We start from the raw sequence: 22,560 nt of genomic DNA on the forward strand, positions 1-22,560 counted from the left end.
TATGGAGGAATCCTCCGACTTCCGCACACTCAAGATTCTGGATCGCTTTCGTCCGCTCATCGCTAGAACAGGGGCGGATTTTGATGTGCTGCGCCTGATTTTACGAGTGAAATTCCAGATGGATCAACGCAGAGTACCTACCATTTTGTCCAACAATTCAGGGAAAAAAGAGCGCAAGGAAGGTAATCAGTTTCTTCGTTCCCTGTGGTTGTATGGATTAATGGGACTGATGATGGTTCCCTTCATCGTCTGGGATACGGGGCATTTCATGCTTCAGATGGGTCTTGTATTTGGCATCTTAATGTTTATGATCATGACGTCCATGATCTCGGATTTTTCCTCCGTACTGCTGGACATTCGGGATCGTAATATTATTATGACCAAGCCTGTTAATGGGCGAACGGTAGGTATGGCCCGAGCCATCCATGCAGGCGTTTATCTGCTATTGCTGACGGGTTCATTAACCGGTATACCGCTAATTGCCGCGTTGGTGACGCATGGGATCGGATTCTTTCTGATTTTCCTTGTAGAACTGATTCTAATCAATATGCTGATTTTGGTGACAACGTCCCTGATCTATCTGTTCATGATGAGGTTTCTGGATGGCGAGAAGCTGAAGGATATGATCAACATGGTGCAGATTCTGCTCTCGGTGGGGATTGCAATCGGTTATCAGCTGGTCATCCGTTCGTTCAGCATCATTGACTTTGGTATGGTATTTACACCGGCTTGGTGGCAGTTGCTGTTGCCTCCGTTATGGTATGCGGCGGCATATGAATGGTTATTTGCAGGGGGCGGTAATGTGTGGATCTATACGTTCACAGCATTGGCAGTCCTGGTTCCGGTGGTGAGTATGATCGTTTATGTGAAGCTTATGCCTTCCTTTGAATTGTATTTGGAGAAAATGGCACATTCGGGTCCGTCCTCTGGACGCAGACGCGGAAGATGGGATCGGTTGATCTCCAAGGTGGTCAGTCGTTCCAGAGAGGAACAAGCTTGCTTCCGTCTGTCAGCCAGCATGATGCGTAATGAACGGGAATTCAAGCTGAAGGTGTATCCATCGCTTGGTTTATCCTTTGTCTTACCTTATGTATTTTGGTTTACCGAATTGCAATCTTCTACCTGGGCGGAATTTAGGCAAAGTTCGTTTGTATACACCTTTTATATCGTGCTGATGCTGGTTGTAACGGTTGTGGTCATGCTGAAATTTTCGGGACAATATAAGGCGTTTTGGACCTTTCGCGCTGCACCGATGGCAAATGATAGCGCGTTATACAAAGGCGCTCTGAAGGCATTCTTGTGCAACATGTTCCTGCCTATATTTCTGGCGAATGCCGTTCTGTTTACCTGGACATTTGGAACACGAATACTGCCGGATATCGCGATAATTTTGTTGACGGCGACCGCTCTTGTCCCACTGGCAGGCAAATTGTTGCTGCGTAAGCCGCCGTTTTCTCAATCCTTCAGTGTAGCGCAGCAAAGTGATGGCTGGTATGTATTTGCCGCCCTCCCTGTGCTTGCCATGTTATGGGGAGTCCATGTCTTTTTCCGTTCGGTATCGGGGGGCGTATGGATCTATGGTGCGCTATTGATCGTAGCGAATGTGTTGCTATGGACGCTGTTGTATCGGGAGAAGAAGGCACCGGGTAAGAGGTCGGTTGCCGTTTAAGAAGTTGCAATAGAATAAAAGAGTAAAAGAAAGAAATAAGGAAATAAGGAACGAACAAGAGAGCGAATGCAATGATAGGGATAGTTACAAGAAAACTCAATGTAATCCGTGCAGAGAGCGATTGGATCAGGTGTGTCTAAGGGTCAACGTTTTAGAGAAGTAAGAGATTAGAGTACACTGCATCAGAGAAGCATGAATTAGACACCGAGAATGATGAATAAAGAGCCAAAGAATCAAAGTACCAAGAACAAGAACAAGAACAAGAACAAGAACCAAAGCGATAAGGGATTAGAAAGTAGAAGGACGACGTGATAAGAGTCCAGAAGAGTTAAGAGTGCTAAGAAGGGCTAAAAAGAGCTAAAAAGAGTTAAAAAAAGAGCTAACCGGGATATTTATGTCTAGGTTAGCTCTTTTTGATAGAGATACTTCAGCAGAGATCTCCTTGTCCGCAGCGCTAACGAACCTGAGGCGCCTTATTCAGGGGAATAATCAGAAAAATATATTCTAACGAACCTCAGGAACGCTATCCTTCGAAAAAGTAGCTATTTAGCTTGAAAAAGGACCAATCCAGGCACAATAACGTGTCTGAGATTCGTTAGATTTTAGATCCATGCTAAAATGGGCTAATAACGTGTATCATGTTCGTTAGCATGGAGAAAGCAGTGAGGCTCTCTTTCAGCACGTCGGAATCCGTTGGAATGCAGTGAAGCCTATGATGAGTTCCAGATATGCTATAGCTTTTAACGTTAGAGGGTGGGGAATGTGTTGGTGGTATGATTATACTTAGATGGCAGGGTGGGACACATTATTTTTTATTGGCCTGATCGGAGGATGGATTCCGCAAGCCGATCGGCTGCATCGGCTGTGGAGATCGCAGATTGCGTAGCTTCTGCGTATACCTTGCTTAGCGTGCCTGCAATCCCCGCCACCTTTTGGCGGATCAGGTCAGGCCCGGCGCCTTCCAGCTCGTAGGCGGTGGAGATGATTCCGCCTGCGTTGAGCACATAATCAGGCACGTACAGGATGCCGCGCGCCTGCATGCGGCCTGCAACCAGCTGTCGTTCACTCAGCTGGTTGTTGGCCGCCCCGGCAACGATGGAGCAGCGCAGCTCCTCCACCGTTGCCGGGGTCAGTACGCCCCCTAAGGCACAGGGGGCGAACACCTTGCAATCAGCGGCGTGAATATGGGCCGGATCGGCCGAGATGGCGCCGCTGAACTGCACAAGGGCACGTTGTACACGCTCCGGTACAACGTCTGCCACAATCAGCCGTGCCCCGGCTGCATGCAGGTAACGGCACAGGGCATACCCGACCTTGCCCAGTCCCTGGACAGCAACGGGAATGCCCTGCAAAGATGCAATGCCTTGCTGGCGCAGCGAGGTCACAATGCCGATGTGTACGCCATAGGCGGTCATCTCGGCAGTGAAGTCATCCTGCGCCCCAAGCGAACCCGTGGTGTCCGTCACATGTGCGGTCTCCAGTCGGATCTGGTCCATGTCTGTCGCCGTGGTACCCAGATCAAGACCGGTCACGTACCGTCCGTTCAGCCGCTCCAGACAACGACCCAGTGCACGAAAGCGCTGCGCCCGCTTGGATTCGTCCGTATCCAGGCTTTGATCTATACGATGAGTACCCTGATCGGCTGCGACTTCCCGTTCCGTGGCAGCGGCCTTTCGCTGCTCTAGCCCTAGATCTCCAGCGACCTGCTCACCACTAACAGATCCGCAACTACCATCATCCGGTGCCGCATCTTTCACAAAAGGCACATTCCATATGACCGCTTTCCCGCCACCATACGGCAGTCCGGAGATTGCATTTTTGTACGTCATGCCTTTGGCAAGTTTCACGGCATCCCGAACAGCCTCTTCCTCGGACGCATACGTCCAGTAGCGGCATCCGCCCAGCGCAGGTCCAAGGGCCGTGCTGTGAATGGCAATGACTGCCCTCAATCCGCTATCTGCATCATGGCAAAAAATGAGTTCCTCCATGCCTTCCCGCTCCATCTCCTGCCATAGCTGCATGACGGTACCCCCTTTTTGTTTTGACCCATCCATCCTGGTTCTGACCCGTTATCCTGTGGCGATCGTGCTCGGCTTAATGATGATACAGCATATTCACAGACCCCTGTTTTCGACCCTGGGACCTCCGCCGGGTTGATAATCGGTACAAACGGTTCTATAATGGCAGTTCCGGCATGCCGAAGAGCAGAAAATGCCTACGAATTGACATCCAACCGTTTAGAATGAGGGTATAACGTCCAATGATGGAGATAGAGCGAACGTACAGGAAGTATAGATGAAACGAAATCGTCGAGTATATGCAGCAAAGGGCCGATTCCGTTGTGAGGGCCAGGAAAGAGGGATTACGATTGTTTAAAATATTGGTATTTATCTTTTTGATCCAGATTGTGTACGTATCGGCTTATACACTCCGGATGATTCTGACACTCAAAGGACAGAAATATATCGCCGCACTGATCAGCATGGGTGAGATTGTGATCTATGTGCTTGGTCTTAATCTGGTGCTCAAGTATCTGACTCAGCCTTCTGCCTTAATCGTGTACGCGGTGGGTTACGGACTTGGTGTGTTGCTCGGAGCCTGGATCGAAGAAAAGATTGCTCTCGGTTACGTTACCGTTAAGGTAATCTGTAACCAAATGGGTGGCAACGTCGCGAATGCCCTGCGGGATAAAGGGTACGGCGTCACCGCATGGGTGGGCAGTGGACGTGATGGGGATCGGCTCGTCATGGAGATTCTGGCAAAACGTAAAAACCAGAAATTGCTCTATCAGACGATTCTCGATCTGGACCCCAAAGCATTTGTCATTACCGTAGAGCCCAAACAGTTCCATGGCGGCTTCTGGACACGTTCCATCAAAAAGTAAAATCGAGCAGGTCTGCAGCAGATGCAGTCCTGCTTTTTTGGTTTCATCCCATCTGACATTTTCTTGTTGCCGTGATATATCCCTGAAGCCTCACTCCCAAAGTTAACTCCGTACGATTCAAGGTTGCTTACAGTACAAACCCTTGCCATACCAGCCTTTCCTAACCACATGTGAGATAGGGATTATTGTTGTAATCGCTTTCAACATTTACATTGAGGACATGTCCTTCGTAACCTGGCATGGCAGCGATGGACGAATGTAATCATCATATTTCGGGAGGAATGAATTCTATGAAAACTACATTTCGAAGCTGGTGCAGCGCAGCCTTGGCTCTAACATTGGGGCTAACATTATTGTCCGGACCGGCAAGTGTGCAGGCAGCGGGCAACACAGACTACAATCTCACAGGCTTCTCCCAAGGTAACGCGGGCGGTGGGATCGTCAGCGAATCGAACACAGCCACGTATAAGAAAGTGTATAATGCGACTGATCTGGCACTGGCTCTGAAAAAGAACTCCGGCGTCAAAGTTGTTGAGATCATGAACGATCTGAATCTGGGATGGAATGAAATTCCGAGCGCAGCGCAGACTTCTCCTTTTGCCAAGCATAATGATGCGCTGACGCATCCCGTATTGAAGCAGACCGGTGTCAGCAAGCTCACGATTGACGGTTTCAATGGACTCACGATTTTCTCCGCCAATGGCTCCAAAATCAAACACGCTGCGATCAGCGTGAAACGAAGCTCGAATGTCATCATCCGCAACCTGGAATTTGATGAGTTATGGGAGTGGGATGAATCCACCAAAGGGGATTACGACAAGAACGATTGGGATTACATCACCCTGGAGGAGAATAGCAACGTATGGATTGATCACTGCACATTTAATAAAGCCTATGACGGACTCGTCGATTCGAAAAAAGGAACCAGCGGCGTGACCATCTCCTGGTCCCTCTTCAAAGGGGATGACGGCAGCTCGAACAGCTGGGTTACCCAGCAGATTAACGAATTGGAAGCAAATAAGGCTTCCTATCCCATGTATAACTACCTGCGCAGCAGTGCTGTAGGTCTCAGCAAAGCCGATATTATCGCGATCTCTGGACCGCAAAAGAAAGGACATCTGGTTGGTTCGACCAGCTTGGAGTCGGCTAATGCCAACCTGTCCATGACGCTGCACCATAACTTGTACAAAGATATTCAGGACCGGATGCCACGCCTTCGTGGAGGCAACGCACATGCGTATAACATCGTGATGGATGCAACAGGAGCACGTGCCGCTAAAGCTAAAATTACAACGGCGATGGCAACAGCGATTGCGTCCAAAGGTTATAAGTTCGATATCATTGGCAACGGAGCGATTTCTACGGAAAGCGGGGCCGTCTTGGTTGAGAAATCAGTCATTAAGGACGTGCTGTACCCTGTTCGCAACAATCAGACCGATCCAGCAGATCCAACGTATACCGGCAAAATCAGAGTGAGCGATACCATGTATTCTTTGGATGGCAGCTCATTCCGTGGAAGCAGTGATACATCTGGCAGCCCGTTGGCGCCAATCCCGGCCGTGGTAAAATCGTTTTCCTGGAACGGCTTCTCGACACTTCCTTACAGCTATACCACAGATGATCCATCCACGCTGAATGCACGCCTCACGGCTTCCAATGGCGCCGGCTCAGGTAAACTGACCTGGTCCAAGGACAATTGGTTGAAGACAAGTTATTAGACGATGATGTGATTTAAGTCTGAACAAATCGAGTAGACATCAGAGTAAACTGTTGCTTTTTCATTCTTCAAACAAGGAAAAGAGTGCTCCTGCAGCTACGATAGCCGGGGGTGCTCTTTTTATATAATTTAGCTCCATAAAAAGTCTGGCGGGCCGCTTGAAAAGTGACTCCTTGTTAGGGTGGAACATCTCCAGCTACAGCATGTGTTGGTCTTCCGGGTAAACGTTGTAAATTGATATTTATCTTCATTACCTTTGTGAGTAATTTATGACAAATTAACCATTTATACAGGTAATCCTTGTAATTTTACTTACCGGTAAATATAATTACTAGAATTGACCAATAAGGATGGTGAAGCAGCTTGGATGTATGGATATACTCCGCACTTACTCTTGTTTATTTGATACTTGTTGTTCGGATGGCCGTCGATTTGACCCAAAGGAAGCAATGGCTCGCGTATTCCAGTTTTCAGCTATTGGTAGCGTTCAGTTTGGCATATGACAATGGAATTATTGCTCTAGGTAAGTTGATAGGGGAAGGGGAATTGTTAATCGTTCTTAGTAACCTTCGATTTTGGTTACATGCCTTTGCTACTCCTACGCTTGTTCTTGTTAGCTATCATATTTTGCGTAGTTCAGGTGCCAAGTTTGCAAATAGAAGGATAACGAGTGTGGCAGCATGGCTGATCACATTAGGTCTGGTTATCTACCAGATTGTAGGCTTTACTTTATCCGAGGTTAAAAATCTTAAGGTTATAGAAGAGTATGGAGTATTGCGATATATGGCAGAAGGTCATGGAGGTCCTCCGATGATGGTGATCATCGTTGGGATTGTACTGTTACTTGTTAGCCTGATCGTTCTTTTCAAACATAAATGGGTATGGCTGTTTGTTGGAACTGCATTGTTGTTTGTAGGGCAGTTAATCTCCCTGCCAGTGGAAACCGGAACATTAACCAATGTGTATGAGCTGATCCTCATTCTCTCAATTTGGAGAACGACTACATTTTTGAGGGATTCAACAGATCGTCGCCGTCCTTAAGCCCCAATGCATCAGAAAAGACTGGCCAGTAAGATAGAGGCCAGTCATCTGTGTTTGTTTATTTAATTGTATAATTCAGACATCTAAAGGATCTGATGAGGCAGACGCAGCACTCACCGATTCACGATAGATAATGTTGCCTTTCACATGTACACGGCCAAAACTGCGGTTCGGGTTGTCGATCTTTTTGAGCATGGACTGAACTGCCGTACGCGCCATCTGTTCCACATCCACTTCGACGGTTGTCAGCTTGGGATCGGAGAGCGTGGCATAGATATCATTATCAAAACCAACAACAGAGCATTGACCAGGCACCTGAATATCCATGGAAGTCAGTTTCTGAACGAGCAGATGAGCGACCTGATCACAGTTGCATACAAAGGCCGTGGGCAGCTGATCGGGCAGATCAATCTCAATAAATGTACCTCGGTCATCCCGATCATTCAGAACCAGTTCCGGATTCATCGGCAACCGATGTTCCAGCAAGGATTTATAATACCCGAGGAATCGGTCCTGGATACTGCTCGTGGAATACAGGTTCCCTACATAAGCAATGTTACGGTGGCCCTGCTGAACCAGATAGTTCGTTAGCTCATAGGCAGCGTAGAAGTTATCGGTAACGACGGAATCAATGTCCGAATGTTCATCGTAGAAGTCGAGAAACATTTTGGGAACCTCCATCGATCGTACCAGTTCAATATACTCTTTGCTGATCTGTCCGAGCACGATGAAACCATCAACCTTGTTGTCGCTGTACAGCTTGGGCAGTGTTAATTCTTCCTCATCCTCCACATTCAGAATATGCAGAATGCCGTAGTAGCCCTGTTCCTCCAGATGCTTGGTTATGCGCTGGAACACGCGTACATAGAACGACTGCGTAGGTCCGGTAAAACGCTCCGGGATAATTACGCCAATATTATGGGTTAAGCCTTCCTTCATCGAACGGGCAGCGGCATTATACCGATAGCCCATTTCAACAGCAAGCACTTTAATTTTTTCCTTTAATTCGCCACTCACGCCATCTTTATCATTCAATGCTTTCGAGACGGTCACACTGCTGACCCCGAGCCTGTCGGCGATATCCCGCATGGTGATATTGTTCTTCAGTATGGTCGCCTCCTTCAAGCCGGTATAGGCACAATGTGCTGTCACTATGATGAACACTTTCTTCCAACATAATAACAATCCATATCAGTATACATCGTTACCCACTTGGAATAAAGCAATTCTGGCTGTTGTTCGGCTAATTTTCAGCACATTGCAGGTTTCCCTGAGAGGACACTCTACCGATGTTATGTCAATTGTTTCTGTAAAAGCTTCTCATTCTGTTCAATCAGCTGACCCCGTTGGCTGGCACAGTCCAGGGAACGGTACGGATCAGCAGGTGTATTAAACGTATAATCGACCAGTTTCTCCAGAGTCGTTGTTGCTACATGACAGCGGGTATCACTGGATGCGTAATAGATAAAGACTTCTTCCTTCTCATTGACCGCAGCACCGTTGCAGAAAATAACATTGGACACATCGCCTACACGCTCGTCGTCATAAGGGGCAATGAAGTGGCCGCCCGGCTTGGCAATCACACGCGTTGGATCATTCAGATCCGTAGCGAAAGTGTACAATACATAACGCAGGCCTGCTGCGGTGTTCCGAACCCCGTGAGCAATGTGAATCCAGCCACGATCCGTCTTGAGCGGAGCAGGACCTTGGCCATTTTTGACCTCATATACCGTATGATATTGCCGTTCATCAATAACCGTCTCTTCATGAATGACCGGGTTCAAGATATCCTCACACAGTCCGAAGGCTATTCCGCCGCCACTGCCTGTCGAGATGAATCCGTCCTGTGGACGGGTGTAGAAGGCATACTTTCCATCCACGAATTCCGGGTGCAATACGACATTGCGCTGTTGAGGGGAATTCGTTGTGATGTTGGGCAACCGTTCCCAGCTTATGAGATCGCGTGTACGAACCAGTCCTGCCTGTGCCACTGCGCTGGATGTATCAAATGCAGGAGCCTCTGGGTCTTTGCGTTCCGAGCAATAGATGCCATAGATCCAGCCATCTTCATGTTGAACGAGACGCATATCATACTGATTGGTTTCATCCGCATCGATATCATCCCAGACCAATGGTTTACCCGTGAAACGGAACCCATCAATTCCATTGTCGCTCTCGGCGAGCGCAAAGATTGATTTACGATCCAATCCTTCCGTACGGATGACCATGATGTATTTGCCATTGAAATAGATGGCTCCTGGATTCAGTGTGGCGTTAATGCCCAGGCGTTCCATGAAATGCGGGTTCGTCGTCTCATCCAGATCGAATCTCCAATGCAGCGGTACATGATGGCGAGTGATAACCGGATATTGGTACCGATCATATATGCCGTTGTAGGAGGAAGAATTGATCTCATTAGGGCGAGTAAGCAGTTGCTCCTGTTTCTCCAATAACTCCTTGTATTTCGGGTGTATCATTCTGATCCCATCCTCTCGATTAGTTCAATACAAAATCTGCTATTGTGATACGGGCATTTCCACGGTCCGGCAATTTCGCTCTGGTCCGGTGTTCCGTTCCCATCAACCGACCAGTACCATTCCCCACCAGCGCGCTGATCAATGATGTTTTCTTTGGTATAGGTCCACAAGCGTTCCACTCTCTCCAGAAACAAAGGATCACCTGTACGCTGATACGCGTTATAGAACCCGACCATCGCCTCGGCCTGAACCCACCAAATTCGCTTCTCATCGATATGTTCACCTTCTTGTTCATTGAACAGGGAACCATCCGCATTCACGGCTACATTGGAGATGTTATAGGCAATATCCGTAACCATCGCTGCATATTCCGGATGTTGTTCCAGCCCCAGCACTTTCAGTGCTTCGTCGATCAGCCAGCTGGCTTCAATGTCATGTCCGAACGAGCGCAGGTCAATGATGGATTCCCACTGTTTGTTGAAAAATACCCCGAGAAACTTGGTGTCTTGGTCATACACCCGTTCATACAGAATTCCGAGCAGGCGTTCCAGCGCCGCCTTCACTTGTTGATCCGGCCACACGCGATAGAGCGTGGTGTAGGCCTCCAACACATGGATATGCGTATTCATTGTGTAATCCGCAATCACCCCGTTTTCGCTCAGCATTTCATTGGGCTGTTCCTTCCATGTACGATCAAATTGTTCCTTGTAAGCAGGTAATTCGGCATTAAGGCCTTTATCCTCGATTAGAGCAAAAAGCGTTTTCGCAAGTTCCAATGCAGAAGCATCCCCGGTAGCTCGATAGTACTCACTGAGTGAATACACACCGAATGATTGCGTATAGACATGTTTGCTCGTGTCGAGCGCTTCCCCTTTGTAATCTACCATCCAGTACATACCGCCATATTCGGTATCCATCACATGATCAGCGAGAAAACGATAGGCGTGCTCCGCGTGATCGCGCCATCTTTCGTTTCCGGTAACCCGATAGGCTGCTGCAAAAGACCATAATTGCCGTGCCGTGGCGATCCCGCCCTTAGGGGCCTGTGGATTCACCTGAAGATCATTGCCAACCCAGCCGTAGAATCCACCGTGGGTTGTATCTGTAAGGTTGGACCAGAAGGGTAAAATCTGCTTCTCCCAATGCGTCTTAATCTCAGATTGAAGTTCGGTTGTTTTTGTATTCATAAGTGAGCACTCCTTCAGAATGTTACATCAATCTCATTTCATTAAGTTAACGGTAACTTTATTAAACAATATTAGTGCTCTGAAAAACAGATGTCAACGAAATGCATCGCAATTTTTCTTGTTAAGTTATAAATAATTTAATTGACAGGTAAGCGTTACCATAATAGAATTCATTTTGTAACCTTAACGATAACTTAATTAACTTAAGAGAGGGGTCGAAACAATTGAGAAAAAACAAAGGTTGGATGATGTTGCTGACGATGCTACTCATCACTTCACTACTTGCTGCATGTTCATCCGGAGGTGGATCTTCGCAGGCAGGGGAGGAGATCAGTACAGATCCGGCAGATATCAAGGGCGAAATTACCGTCCTTACCCAACGTACAGATATTGTTGATACCGTATTCAAAGATTACGCTGCTGAGTTCAATAAGGAATACCCGGATGTCAAAGTGAACTTCCAGGCACTGGCCGACTATGAAGGACAAGTGAAAATCCGTATGAGCACCAAGGATTACGGTGACGTCCTGATGATCCCGACCAGCGTGCCGATCGCGGATATCCCGGACTTTTTCGAGCCGCTTGGCACGTACGATGAATTGAAAGACAAATACACCGCCATTGAAGAACGTATGGTGGATGGTCAGGTATACGGTATCCCTACGGTCATCACGTTCTCCGGCATTATCTATAACAAACAGGTCTTCAAAGACGCAGGCATTACCGAATTGCCAAAAACACCGGAGCAATTCCAGGCTGCGCTTCAATTGGTCAAAGACAATACTGATGCAGTTCCGCTCTACACCAACTATGCATCCGGCTGGGCTCTCACCCAATGGGAATCGGATCTGCCAACCGTTGCAGGCAGCGTGGACTACGTGAACGTGGACCAACCGAATACAGATGAAAACTTTGTGCCTGGTCAGCCGCACTATGAACTGTACAAAGTGCTCTATGATGCAGCCAAGAACGGTCTAATCGAGAAAGATCCAACGACAACCGACTGGGAAAGCTCCAAGGCTGATCTTGCCAAAGGCAAAATTGCCACGATGGCACTTGGTTCTTGGGCGATTACACAGATCCAGGGTATGACGGATACACCGGACGACATCGGATTCCTTCCTTTCCCTACGAATGCAAGTGAGGTTGTGGTTCCGCTCTCCGCGGACTATAACATCGGCATGAACGTGAACAGTGAAAACAAACCTGCTGCGAAAGCCTGGATTGACTGGTTCTTGGCGAAGTCGAACTACGCAGTTGAACAAGGCGGCGGTATGGATGCAGACAAGAATGCTGAATTGCCACCCATTTTGGATCAATATAAAGATGTGAAATTCTCCACACTTACACCTGCCAAAGAAGGCCAGGAAGGTCTCGTTGATAAGATCGATAACGAAGGCGAAATCGGTCTCTGGCAGCCTGACTTCAAGAAACGCATTATCGAAGCGGGTATCGGTAACCGCAAGGAGTCATATGACGACATCATGAAGGACTTGAACGACAAGTGGGTCAAAGCACGGGCAGAACTTACGAAATAATTGGATTAACGTAAGTGGATCGGGCGATGAATGGACTGCGGGGAATAGGAATCCATTTCTGAATGGAGCATGGAGCATGGAGCATGTGGGATTTGAAAACGGGATGCCCATGCTCTTCCCCTGGCAGTTATTCCGCAGGAATTCCATTGGACGGGAGTCTTTCGATATATAGGCGGGTGAACCGCTTGGAGGTGTGGAGAGCATGAAGTACTTAAAGGTTTCGAATTGGGGTTACTCAGCGCAACGCATATTTATCATCTGTGCCTTCTCAATTATTCCGCTGGCGTTGCTGTTCACGTTTGCATACTTACCGGTCATCAACATGTTCAAATACAGTTTCACCGATTGGAACGGATACAGCAAAAGGTTCGATTATGTTGGATTTGAGAACTATACGCGCATCTTTAGTGATCCCGAATACTTCAAAGTATTCATTGTCAGTTTGTACTACTTTGTGGCTACGTTCGTACAGATGGGCTTGGCACTTTACTTTGCCACGATTCTGAGTTTCAAAGTCCGAGGCAAAAACTTCTTCAAAGGCATATTGTTCTTCCCTTATTTGCTGAATGGTGTAGCCATCGGTTTTATCTTCCTCTTTTTCTTCAAACCGGACGGTACACTCGATATGCTCATGCATGCTGTAGGACTAGGACAGTACACGCAGCTCTGGCTCGGTAATCCGAATATTATCAATGTATCTCTTGCAGGTGCATCGGTATGGAGATACATGGGCTTCAACTTTATCATTTTCCTGGGTGCGATCTCCTCCATTCCGAAGGATGTATATGAAGCATCGGATATTGACGGGGCCAACCGCTGGCAGCAATTCCGCCATATCATTTTGCCGAGTATAACGCGTATCCTGCAGCTTAACCTGATCTTGGCCATTAGCGGCGCAATTAGTGCGTTCGATATTCCATATATCATGACCGATGGTTCCAACGGCAGTATGACATTTGTCATCCAAACGGTTCACTTGGCATTTAAATATGGCAAGCTGGGACTGGCATCCGCCATGGCTGTGGTGCTGCTCATGATCGTTATTCTTGTTACGCTCGTGCAGCGCGTCACCATGAAAGGGGAGGAATAAACGTGACAAAATTCAAATACACCCTTGCGAGCGTGGTTAAATATGCTTCCCTTATTCTTGCAGCGTTTATTGCACTGTTACCGATCGTGGTCATCCTGTTTGCATCACTCAAAACGAATGCGGAATACGCCACCAGCAGCCCGCTTGCTCCACCAGCCAACTGGCTGAACTTTGCGAACTACGCGAAGGCCTTTGTGGATGGCAACATGCTGGTCGGTTTCAAAAATACAATTATTATCCTGGTCATCTCCATTATAGGAGCGACCTTAACTGGTTCCATGATTGCGTATGTGCTGGATCGGTTCAAATTCAAAGGCAAGAAAATTATGGTCGCGGCATTTCTGCTCGCTACCCTGATTCCAAGTGTTACGACGCAGGTCGCCACATTCCAGATCATCAACGCGCTCGACCTGTTTAACACACGCTGGGCGGCCATCGTGATGTACCTGGGTACAGATATCATCGCGGTTTATATTTTCCTGCAGTTCCTGGGCTCCATCTCAAGTGCACTAGATGAATCCGCCATGCTGGACGGTGCTTCGTACTTCACGATCTACTGGAAAATCATTCTGCCACTGCTGAAACCGGCCATTGTAACAGTCATTATCGTGAAGGGTGTGAACATCTATAACGACTTCTACACACCGTTCCTGTACATGCCGAAGACCGATCTACAGGTCATATCCACCGCCTTGTTCAAATTCAAGGGACCGTTCGGATCGCAGTGGGAGGTCATCAGCGCCGGCATTATGATTGCCATTATTCCAACCATGATCATCTTCCTGTTGTTACAGAAATACATCTACAATGGCTTCGCGCAAGGCTCTGTTAAATAAAAAAACGAAGGGAGAAATGAAAATGTCAGTTGCTGAAACAAAAAACGTACACATTGTTGGGGATGCTTTGCCGAATATGCCGTGGGAAGCCAAACCGGAGGGAACGGAAGGCCCGGTATGGAGACACTCGGCGAACCCCGTGGTTCCGCGTAACCCGGTCAAAGGCGTTGCCCGTATTTTCAACAGTGCCGTTGTACCGTATGAAGGAAAATTCATTGGTGTATTCCGCGCGGAAACCGTTAATGGGCGTCCACATCTGCACATGGGTGCAAGCGAAGATGGTCTGGAGTGGACAATTGAAGAGGAACGCATTGCATTTGTAGATGAAAATGGCGATCCGTTCATGCCGAACTATGCGTATGACCCGCGTCTGGTCAAAGTCGAGGATACGTATTACATCATCTGGTGTACCGATTTCTACGGCGCAGCATTGGGACTGGCGAAGACGGATGATTTCAAAACATTTGTCCGTCTCGAAAATCCAATGCTGCCGTTCAACCGTAATGGCGTGTTGTTCCCTCGCAAAATCAACGATAACTATGTGATGTTGTCCAGACCGAGCGACAGTGGACATACCCCATTCGGAGACATTTTCCTGAGTGAAAGCCCGGATCTCGTGTACTGGGGCAAGCACCGTCATGTGATGAGCAAAGGCGGCCAAGGCTGGTGGCAATCGGTCAAAATTGGCGGCGGGCCCGCTCCGATCGAAACGTCTGAAGGCTGGCTGATGTTCTACCACGGCGTAACTGGAACCTGTAACGGTTTGGTATATAGCATGGGGGCAGTTATTCTGGATCTGGATGAGCCGTCCAAAGTAAAATATCGTTCATCCAACTTTGTACTGACACCGGAAAAATGGTACGAAGAGCAAGGCTTCGTTGATAACGTCATCTTCCCATGCGCAACACTGCATGATGCAGAAACTGGGCGTATTGCCATCTATTACGGCGCTGCCGACACGTATGTTGGCGTCGCTTACACGACCATCGAAGAGATTGTGAACTATGTGATCCAGACCGATGAAGTTATCGCCGGAGATCACGAGGAAGGCAAGCTGTAATCGAAGTGAAGTGCAGAACCAATCTGAAGAAGCGAAGTGGTCGCATTTATCCCCGGATTTTCCCCTTATATAAAAGGGATTAATAGAAATCTGGGGATAACGGCGATCGGAAGATGGTACTGCAATCGTAGTGAAAGTGTATACATTCGGCCATTCTTTTTACATTAAATGAACAGGAACACTGGGGAGTAATGCAAATGGATTACATCAAGGGATTTACATTTGGCTGGATGAGTGGCAGGGGAGACTTCCGCAAGCCGGAAGCCAAAGAATCCTTGCGCCTGATGGCTGAACGTACAGGCAGTTCTCATGTTATTTTTGCTCTGGCGGCACATCAGGATCATCCGCAGGCAGTAGAAGTAAAGTATCGGGGTGCACATCTGGTGGAGGATGATGAACTGGTGGACATGATGCGATATGCTCGTACACTCGGGCTGCGTGTCATTCTGAAACCAACCGTCAACTGTACCGATGGCACATGGCGTGCACACATTAACTTTTTTGATATCGATGTGCCGTGTGAGCCGAAGTGGAAGGATTGGTTCCGCAGCTACATGGCATTTCAGAAGCATTATGCAGCGATTGCAGAGCAGGAAAAGTGTGAGATGTTCATCGTAGGCTGTGAGATGGTGCAATCCGAGCGTCGGGATCAGGAATGGCGCGAGGTGATCGCCGGTGTGCGTGAAGTGTACACGGGACTGGTGTCATACAACACGGACAAATATCAGGAAGGTCATGTGAACTGGTGGGATGCCGTGGATGTCATCTCTTCCAGTGGTTACTATCCCATCGGAGATTGGGAGGCACAGCTGGATCGAATTGAGCAGGCGATTGCTCCTTATGGCAAACCCTTTTTCTTCGCGGAAGCCGGTTGTCCCAGCCGCAGCGGATCAGCTCAGGTGCCGAATGATTGGGGATTAGCAGGTGAAGTGAATGCTGAAGAACAGGAGCGTTTCTATGAAGCGATGTTCCGACATGTCAGTCAGCGTGACTGGGTACGCGGATTCGGTCTGTGGGACTGGAGCGCGCATCTACACGCGGAGAAGGATGCCCTGACCGATGACGGATATGGAGTTTACGGTAAACCTGCTGAGCAGGTCATTCGTCGGTTCTATGAGGGCGTCACTGTAGACGTTTAAACGAGAAACAAGAAGGTGTATATGGAGATGGATTCCAGTGATATATCTGCCTATGTACTTTCGTGATTTCCATGCTGTAAGCAAGGAATAGCAGATTATTGTTGAGCTTATTTTTGAAGTTGTGATTCATATTCAGTTCGAGAGGCTCTTCCTCCTACAGGAAGGGCTTTTTTGGCATATTTAGTAGTGATACATACAATGTCGAATTTTGTTGACAAAAGGAGGGCTCCTGCCTATTCTTAATGGATGAATATGATAATCATTATCACAAAATAGAGAAAAGGGGTTCAACATCCATGTCTGTACAACATCGCAAATCTTCGGCCCTCACGCTGGCAACTATGCTCTTGTTGCTATTCGTTATCGTGGGTTGCAGCAATACAGGAAGTGGAGATGAATCTTCATCTGCTGCTTCGGATCAAACATCAACGAAGTCGATTACGATGTCATGGCCACGTGATATCGGTACAATGAATCCGCACACGTACAATCCTTCGCAATTATTTGCCCAATCCATGCTCTATGAGCCGCTAATCAGTTACCAGAAGGACGGAAAACTGGAACCTGCTCTGGCAGAATCATGGACCATCTCCGATGACGGCAAAGTATATACATTCAAGCTTCGCCAAGGTGTGAAATTCTCAGATGGTACGCCATTTAATGCTGAGATTGTGAAAAAGAATTTTGACGCTGTAATGAAAAATAAAGATACACATAGCTGGCTGGGCATTGTAGGTGTGCTCGACAAGACCGAGGTTGTGGACGATCAGACCTTCCGAATGACACTCACAGAGCCGTATTATCCTGTGCTTCAGGACTTATCGGTGGTTCGTCCTTTCCGCTTCCTGGGTGAAGCCGGATTCCCGGATGACGGAGATACATCCCAAGGCATCAAAGAACCGGTTGGAACGGGCCCGTGGATGCTGGCTGAGTACAAGCAGGACGAATATGCCGTCTTCAAGCGTAACCCGAACTATTGGGGAACAGCACCGAAGGTAGATCAGATTACGGTCAAAATCATTCCTGACGGTGAAACCCGTGTACTCGCTTTTGAAAAAGGCGATCTCGACCTGATCTATGGTGAAGGTGTGATCAGTCTGGATGCGTTCCAGCAGCTGCGTGACAATGATGAATATGTGACTCAATTGTCTGATCCGGTGGGTACTCGCAGCTTGCTGCTGAACTCTTCCAATCCGAAGCTGTCCGATGTCAGAGTACGGATGGCGCTTCAGCAAGGGTTTAACAAACAGGCGATGGTGGAAGGTGTTACTTCCGGTTTGGAAGAACCAGCCGATACCGTATTGTCCAAAAACTACCCGTACACCAATGTAGACCTGGAACCAATCACGTATGACGTGGAGAAATCCAAAGTTTTACTGGATGAAGCGGGCTGGAAGTTGCCTGCAGGTGGCACGGTTCGTGAGAAAGACGGGCAGCAGCTTGATTTTGAGATGATTTTTGACAAGACAGACCCGATTCAGAAAGCGATGGCTGAGACCATTCAGGCGGAATGGAGCGAGCTTGGGGTTAAGGTAAACCTCACTGGACTGGAACTGACGGTACAGATCAAACGTTTGAAAGCCAATGATTTCGACCTGTATTTCTGGTACAACTATGGCGCTCCGTATGATCCACATTCCTTCATTAACGTTGTGGCAAGCCCTGGATTCGGGATTTCCGAGACCCTGAGTGCGTTACCGATGAAAAAGGAACTGGACGATCAGGTGCATGCAGCACTGTCATCCACAGACGAGACGAAACGCCAGGAGCTGTATGGCTCTATCTTGAAAACACTTCAGGAGCAATCGGCGATCGTACCGATCTCTTATATTAAGAAAACGGCTGTATATCAGAAGAAAATCTCCAACTTTATTTTCCCGGCGAACCGTGATGAAAATCCGTTTGTAGGAATTGAATTGGGCAATCAATAATTTGTATAAGTTCAACTAAAGAATGTTTACACTTGCCACTCCGATGACAGAATAACCTTCCGATCGCTGTTATCCCCAGATTTTTTTGATTCCCTTTCTAAAGGGAAAATCCGGTGATAGCGTATGCTTCCGATGTAGCTTTCTTTCAGAAAGCTTTTAGGCGAACGCTACGCTTCTTCAGGTTTTTTCTGTCCTCTCCGTTCTCGTGTAAAAAAATTAGTTGAACTTATATAGTGATTTCAAGAGTAATAAGCTCATGTAGCTTGAGAACAGGGAGGAATGTTCAGTGATCGGTTATATTGGTAAACGAATGATCGCGATCATTCCTATCGTTTTTATCGCTACACTCGTTACCTTTGCGCTTATTCATATTTCACCGGTTGATCCGGCCGAGGCTTATCTTACAGCCGCTCACATCTATCCGACACCGGAGCTGCTTGCGCAAAAACGGCATGAGTTCGGTCTGGATCAGCCGTTGTTAACCCAATATGCGCATACGATTCAGAAGATTGCCAAGCTCGACTTTGGCACTTCGTATCTCACCAACAAACCCGTATGGGATGAAGTGAAATTAAGGCTTCCGGCTACGGCTGAGCTCGCCTTCTGGAGTATGTTGTTATCGGTTTTAGTAAGTATTCCTTTGGGAATACTGGCGGCGGTGTATAAGAATAGCTGGATTGACATGGTCAGCCGTGCGATTTCCTATTTTGGAGCATCTATTCCGCAGTTCTGGCTCGGTTACCTGCTGATCTTCTTTTTCGCAGTGAAATTGGACTGGCTGCCTGTGGAGGGGCGTGGATCGTGGGAGAATCTGGTTCTGCCTACGATTACACTCTCTTTGATTCTTATTGCGGTCTACACCCGATTGTTGCGTTCCAGCGTACTGGAGCAATTGCAGGAGACATATGTACAGTACGCGAGAACACGCGGGATTCGCGAACGAGTCATTATGCTGAAACATGTGCTGAAAATCGCCATATCGCCCCTTATTACAGGAATGGGCATGAGTATGGGCAAGCTGCTCACAGGCACCATTATTGTAGAGCAGGTCTTTTCCTGGCCGGGGTTCGGACGATACTTTGTCGATGCGATATTTAACCGGGATATTCCCGTTATTCAATGTTATGTCTTCCTGGCGGCCTGCCTGTTCATCGTATGCAATCTGCTCGTTGATCTGGTGCAGCTCGTTATGGATCCACGGATTTCAGCGAAAGGACGGGCAGAACATTGATAAACAAATGGCGTGCGGTATTTAAAGGACAGAGAGCGATCCAGATCTGCTCGGTGATCATATTGCTTTTCTTCGTGATTGCGTTATTAGCTCCATGGATTGCTCCTCATGACCCGGTGAAGGTGAATCTGTTGCAGAAGCTGGCGAGTCCATCGCTTGAGCATTGGCTCGGAACGGATCATCTGGGACGCGACAATCTCACCAGACTGATGTATGGAGCGCGGGTGTCGCTCGGATTTGCCACCCTGATCTTCCTGTCATCTTTGCTCATTGGTGTCATTGTAGGTTCAATCTCCGGTTACCTTGGTAGCTGGGTGGACAGTCTGCTGATGCGCTTGTGTGAAGGCATTATGGCGTTTCCGAATCTGGTGCTGGTGCTCGGTATTGTAGGGATCTTTGGTCCAGGTCTGATGCAGGTGCTTCTGGCCCTCATGATGGTGCAGTGGGTATATTATGCACGTATCTGCCGGAACATGGTCGTTAGTCTGAAGGAACGGAACTTCATCGCAGCGGCACGGGTTAGCGGCTCTTCTTCGTGGACGATTATTCGCAAACATATCATCCCCAACGTGCAACGTCCGATCGTTGTGATGGGTACTCTGGAGATGGGGTGGGCGATTATGGATATATCTGCTCTGTCCTTCCTGGGACTCGGTATTCAACCACCGAATGCAGAATGGGGCGCTATGATTCATGAAGGGACAGGTTATATTCGCAGTCATCCGGAGTTGATGATCTATCCAGGTGCCTTGATTTTACTGGTAGTTATTACGTTCAACATCTTAGGTGAAGCGTTATCCGAGCGTTATGGTATAGCAAAAAGGTAGTAATTCGGAACCGAAGGCATATGGAGGTGAACGTGACGATGGATGATGCAGCGAATGTGCTCGAAGTTCGTGGTCTGCAAGTGAATCTTAGAACAGCGGAGGGTTCAGTCCCGTTACTTGCGCCCATTGATTTTGAATTAAAAAAAGGTCGTGTCTTCGGTCTGGTCGGCGAGAGTGGCAGCGGTAAGACCGTTACGTGTAACGCCTTGCTCCATCTGCTTGATCCGCGCAGGATGGAAGTGTCGGGCAGTATCCGTCTGAATGGACGGGAGCTTGGCTCGTTGTCAGGGGAGGAGATGCGGCGCATCCGAGGCAAGGAAATCGGATTTATTATGCAGAATCCGATGAATGCTTTTACACCCGTGTATACGATTGGATCTCAATTCATTGAAACCTTGCTTACGCATACGGGAATGTCGAAAGCAGCAGCCCGGGAGCGGGCCATTGCTGCCTTGGCAGATATGAACCTGCCCGAACCAGCTAAACTTATGAAGCGATATCCATATCAACTGAGTGGCGGTATGTTGCAACGGGTGATGATCGCCATATCGATGTGCCTGCGACCAGCCCTGGTTATTGCTGATGAACCAACGACGGCACTGGATGTCGTGAATCAGTTCAAGGTGCTTCAGGAATTAGATCGGCTACGTACCGAATATGGGACCTCCATTTTGCTCATCTCCCACGATCTGGGTGTGATCTCGCAAATGGCGGATGAAGTCGCTGTCATGCAGAAGGGGCGAATTGTGGAGCAGGCGGATGTGTACCAACTGTTCGATCACCCACAGCATGAGTATACCCGGATGTTGTTAAATGCCAGACCTGGTATGTCTTTGGGACGATAGCGAATGACTGATGAGATGGATCGTTCAGTGAGTTTATGTGTAGAGCGGGTATGAACTGTATTTTGAGTGGGTAGTCGTAGAGGTGGAATGGACATGGTGATGTGTAATTTCGTCTTCTTCGGAGATTGCTTCTGCCAAGTACAAGAGAGGGGGATGACCTGATGCTTCAGGTACGTGAAGTAAGCCATAGCTATGGCAAACGCAATTGGCTGGATCGTTCGGGAGCGCGTCCTCCTGTGCTGGCAGATATCTCACTTACAATTGAAAAGGGTGTATGTCTGGGGCTGCTGGGTACGAGTGGAGCAGGTAAAAGTACCTTGGGCAAAATCATTCTTGGTCTGGAGAAGCCCAGCCAGGGTCAGGTTTTGTTTCAAGGACAGGATATCTACCGATCTAGCAAACCAGTACTCAAGGAATTACGGCGTGATCTGCAGGTCGTGCTCCAGGACTGTTATTCGGCTGTGAATCCGCTTATGACTGCCGCGCAGATCATTGGGGAGCCGCTGGATAACTACGAGCGTTTATCAGCCAAAGAACAACTTCGTGTGGTTGGACAACTGCTTGAGCAGGTTGGACTTACACCTGAGGATGCAAATAAGCTTCCGCACCAGTTCAGCGGCGGGCAATTACAGCGGGTCAACATCGCACGAGCCATCGCGCTCAAGCCAAAGTTAATCGTACTGGACGAGTCGATCAGTAGCCTGGATATGGTGCACCAGACGCAAATCTTATCTTTGCTGGCGGAGTTAAGAGCGTCCTACGGGTTGTCGTACCTCTTTATCACGCATGACATTCGGGCCGCCATGACGATCTGTGACCGCATTGCCGTAATGGATCAGGGCAAGATTGTCTATAGCGGTGATGCCGGGGATTCGGTCATGCAGTCAGATCATCCAGCTGTGCAGCAGTTGGTATCGTCCATTTTGCCTGAGCATCCCTCGGGTCGTATTTCGTTTAGGTAATGCGTTGCTTGTATTGTTGCGGGATCGTGTACATAACGCGTCCACGATTCGTTACATTGCACATCTGTAAATTTGAAGTTAATAGCGTGTGCAAGGTTTGTTAGACCATAACGAACGCAACAAAGG

Annotated in this window: 18 protein-coding genes; 14 read left to right on the forward strand and 4 right to left on the reverse strand. The window is 48.1% G+C overall.

The window, feature by feature from the left end:
• Position 1: 1 nt before the first annotated feature.
• On the forward strand, positions 2–1,669 hold the full coding sequence (locus tag PAHA3_RS21550) for a hypothetical protein (protein ID WP_062836738.1): 1,668 nt from the start codon (positions 2–4) through the stop codon (positions 1,667–1,669).
• Positions 1,670–2,481: 812 nt separating this feature from the next.
• Here PAHA3_RS21550 and PAHA3_RS31160 read toward each other — a convergent pair.
• On the reverse strand, positions 2,482–3,690 hold the full coding sequence (locus tag PAHA3_RS31160) for a Leu/Phe/Val dehydrogenase (RefSeq protein ID WP_062836739.1): 1,209 nt from the start codon (positions 3,688–3,690) through the stop codon (positions 2,482–2,484).
• A 347-nt stretch (positions 3,691–4,037) separates the two neighbouring features.
• On the opposite strand from PAHA3_RS31160, the gene PAHA3_RS21560 reads away from it, so the two are divergent.
• From PAHA3_RS21560 to PAHA3_RS21570, 3 genes are all read left to right on the forward strand, one after another.
• Positions 4,038–4,553 (forward strand): DUF2179 domain-containing protein, encoded by a 516-nt coding sequence (locus PAHA3_RS21560; RefSeq protein WP_062836740.1) that lies wholly within the window; start codon positions 4,038–4,040, stop codon positions 4,551–4,553.
• A 290-nt stretch (positions 4,554–4,843) separates the two neighbouring features.
• Complete coding sequence (locus tag PAHA3_RS21565) at positions 4,844–6,271, forward strand: pectate lyase family protein (protein WP_062836741.1); 1,428 nt, start codon at positions 4,844–4,846, stop codon at positions 6,269–6,271.
• Between the two features lie 362 nt (positions 6,272–6,633).
• Complete coding sequence (locus tag PAHA3_RS21570) at positions 6,634–7,311, forward strand: hypothetical protein (RefSeq protein WP_062836742.1); 678 nt, start codon at positions 6,634–6,636, stop codon at positions 7,309–7,311.
• A 75-nt stretch (positions 7,312–7,386) separates the two neighbouring features.
• On the opposite strand, the gene PAHA3_RS21575 is transcribed toward PAHA3_RS21570, so the two are convergent.
• From PAHA3_RS21575 to PAHA3_RS21585, 3 genes are all read right to left on the reverse strand, one after another.
• Positions 7,387–8,463, reverse strand: a complete 1,077-nt coding sequence (locus PAHA3_RS21575; protein WP_235599525.1) for a substrate-binding domain-containing protein — start codon at positions 8,461–8,463, stop codon at positions 7,387–7,389.
• A gap of 140 nt (positions 8,464–8,603) precedes the next feature.
• Positions 8,604–9,788, reverse strand: coding sequence for a glycoside hydrolase family 130 protein (locus PAHA3_RS21580; RefSeq protein WP_062836743.1), 1,185 nt, complete (start codon positions 9,786–9,788; stop codon positions 8,604–8,606).
• On the reverse strand, positions 9,785–10,975 hold the full coding sequence (locus tag PAHA3_RS21585; protein ID WP_062836744.1) for an AGE family epimerase/isomerase: 1,191 nt from the start codon (positions 10,973–10,975) through the stop codon (positions 9,785–9,787). Before PAHA3_RS21585 ends, PAHA3_RS21580 begins: the two co-directional genes overlap by 4 nt.
• A gap of 224 nt (positions 10,976–11,199) precedes the next feature.
• Here PAHA3_RS21585 and PAHA3_RS21590 point away from each other — a divergent pair, with 224 nt between their 5' ends.
• The 10 genes from PAHA3_RS21590 to nikE all read left to right on the forward strand — a co-directional run bounded on the left by PAHA3_RS21590 (position 11,200) and on the right by nikE (position 22,434).
• Complete coding sequence (locus PAHA3_RS21590; RefSeq protein WP_062836745.1) at positions 11,200–12,513, forward strand: ABC transporter substrate-binding protein; 1,314 nt, start codon at positions 11,200–11,202, stop codon at positions 12,511–12,513.
• Positions 12,514–12,715: 202 nt separating this feature from the next.
• Positions 12,716–13,603 (forward strand): carbohydrate ABC transporter permease, encoded by an 888-nt coding sequence (locus PAHA3_RS21595; protein WP_062836746.1) that lies wholly within the window; start codon positions 12,716–12,718, stop codon positions 13,601–13,603.
• A gap of 2 nt (positions 13,604–13,605) precedes the next feature.
• Complete coding sequence (locus PAHA3_RS21600; protein WP_062836747.1) at positions 13,606–14,439, forward strand: carbohydrate ABC transporter permease; 834 nt, start codon at positions 13,606–13,608, stop codon at positions 14,437–14,439.
• Between the two features lie 22 nt (positions 14,440–14,461).
• Entirely contained in the window at positions 14,462–15,499 is a 1,038-nt protein-coding gene (locus PAHA3_RS21605; RefSeq protein WP_201028105.1) for a glycoside hydrolase family 130 protein, read from the forward strand.
• 197 nt (positions 15,500–15,696) lie between these two features.
• On the forward strand, positions 15,697–16,638 hold the full coding sequence (locus PAHA3_RS21610; protein ID WP_062836749.1) for a glycoside hydrolase family 113: 942 nt from the start codon (positions 15,697–15,699) through the stop codon (positions 16,636–16,638).
• A 296-nt stretch (positions 16,639–16,934) separates the two neighbouring features.
• Complete coding sequence (gene nikA / locus PAHA3_RS21615; protein WP_062837100.1) at positions 16,935–18,569, forward strand: nickel ABC transporter substrate-binding protein; 1,635 nt, start codon at positions 16,935–16,937, stop codon at positions 18,567–18,569.
• A gap of 286 nt (positions 18,570–18,855) precedes the next feature.
• Positions 18,856–19,800: a nickel ABC transporter permease subunit NikB gene (gene nikB, locus PAHA3_RS21620; protein WP_062836750.1), complete on the forward strand. Its 945-nt coding sequence runs from the start codon at positions 18,856–18,858 to the stop codon at positions 19,798–19,800.
• Positions 19,797–20,627, forward strand: coding sequence for a nickel ABC transporter permease subunit NikC (nikC, locus tag PAHA3_RS21625; RefSeq protein ID WP_062836751.1), 831 nt, complete (start codon positions 19,797–19,799; stop codon positions 20,625–20,627). The genes nikB and nikC overlap by 4 nt, the downstream gene beginning before the upstream one ends.
• A 38-nt stretch (positions 20,628–20,665) precedes the next feature.
• Positions 20,666–21,472 (forward strand): ABC transporter ATP-binding protein, encoded by an 807-nt coding sequence (locus PAHA3_RS21630; RefSeq protein ID WP_062836752.1) that lies wholly within the window; start codon positions 20,666–20,668, stop codon positions 21,470–21,472.
• A 161-nt stretch (positions 21,473–21,633) separates the two neighbouring features.
• Positions 21,634–22,434: a nickel import ATP-binding protein NikE gene (gene nikE / locus PAHA3_RS21635; protein ID WP_062836753.1), complete on the forward strand. Its 801-nt coding sequence runs from the start codon at positions 21,634–21,636 to the stop codon at positions 22,432–22,434.
• Positions 22,435–22,560: the final 126 nt, after the last annotated feature.

This window comes from Paenibacillus amylolyticus (assembly GCF_001570725.1).
GTDB classification, from domain to species: Bacteria; Bacillota; Bacilli; order Paenibacillales; family Paenibacillaceae; genus Paenibacillus; species Paenibacillus amylolyticus_A.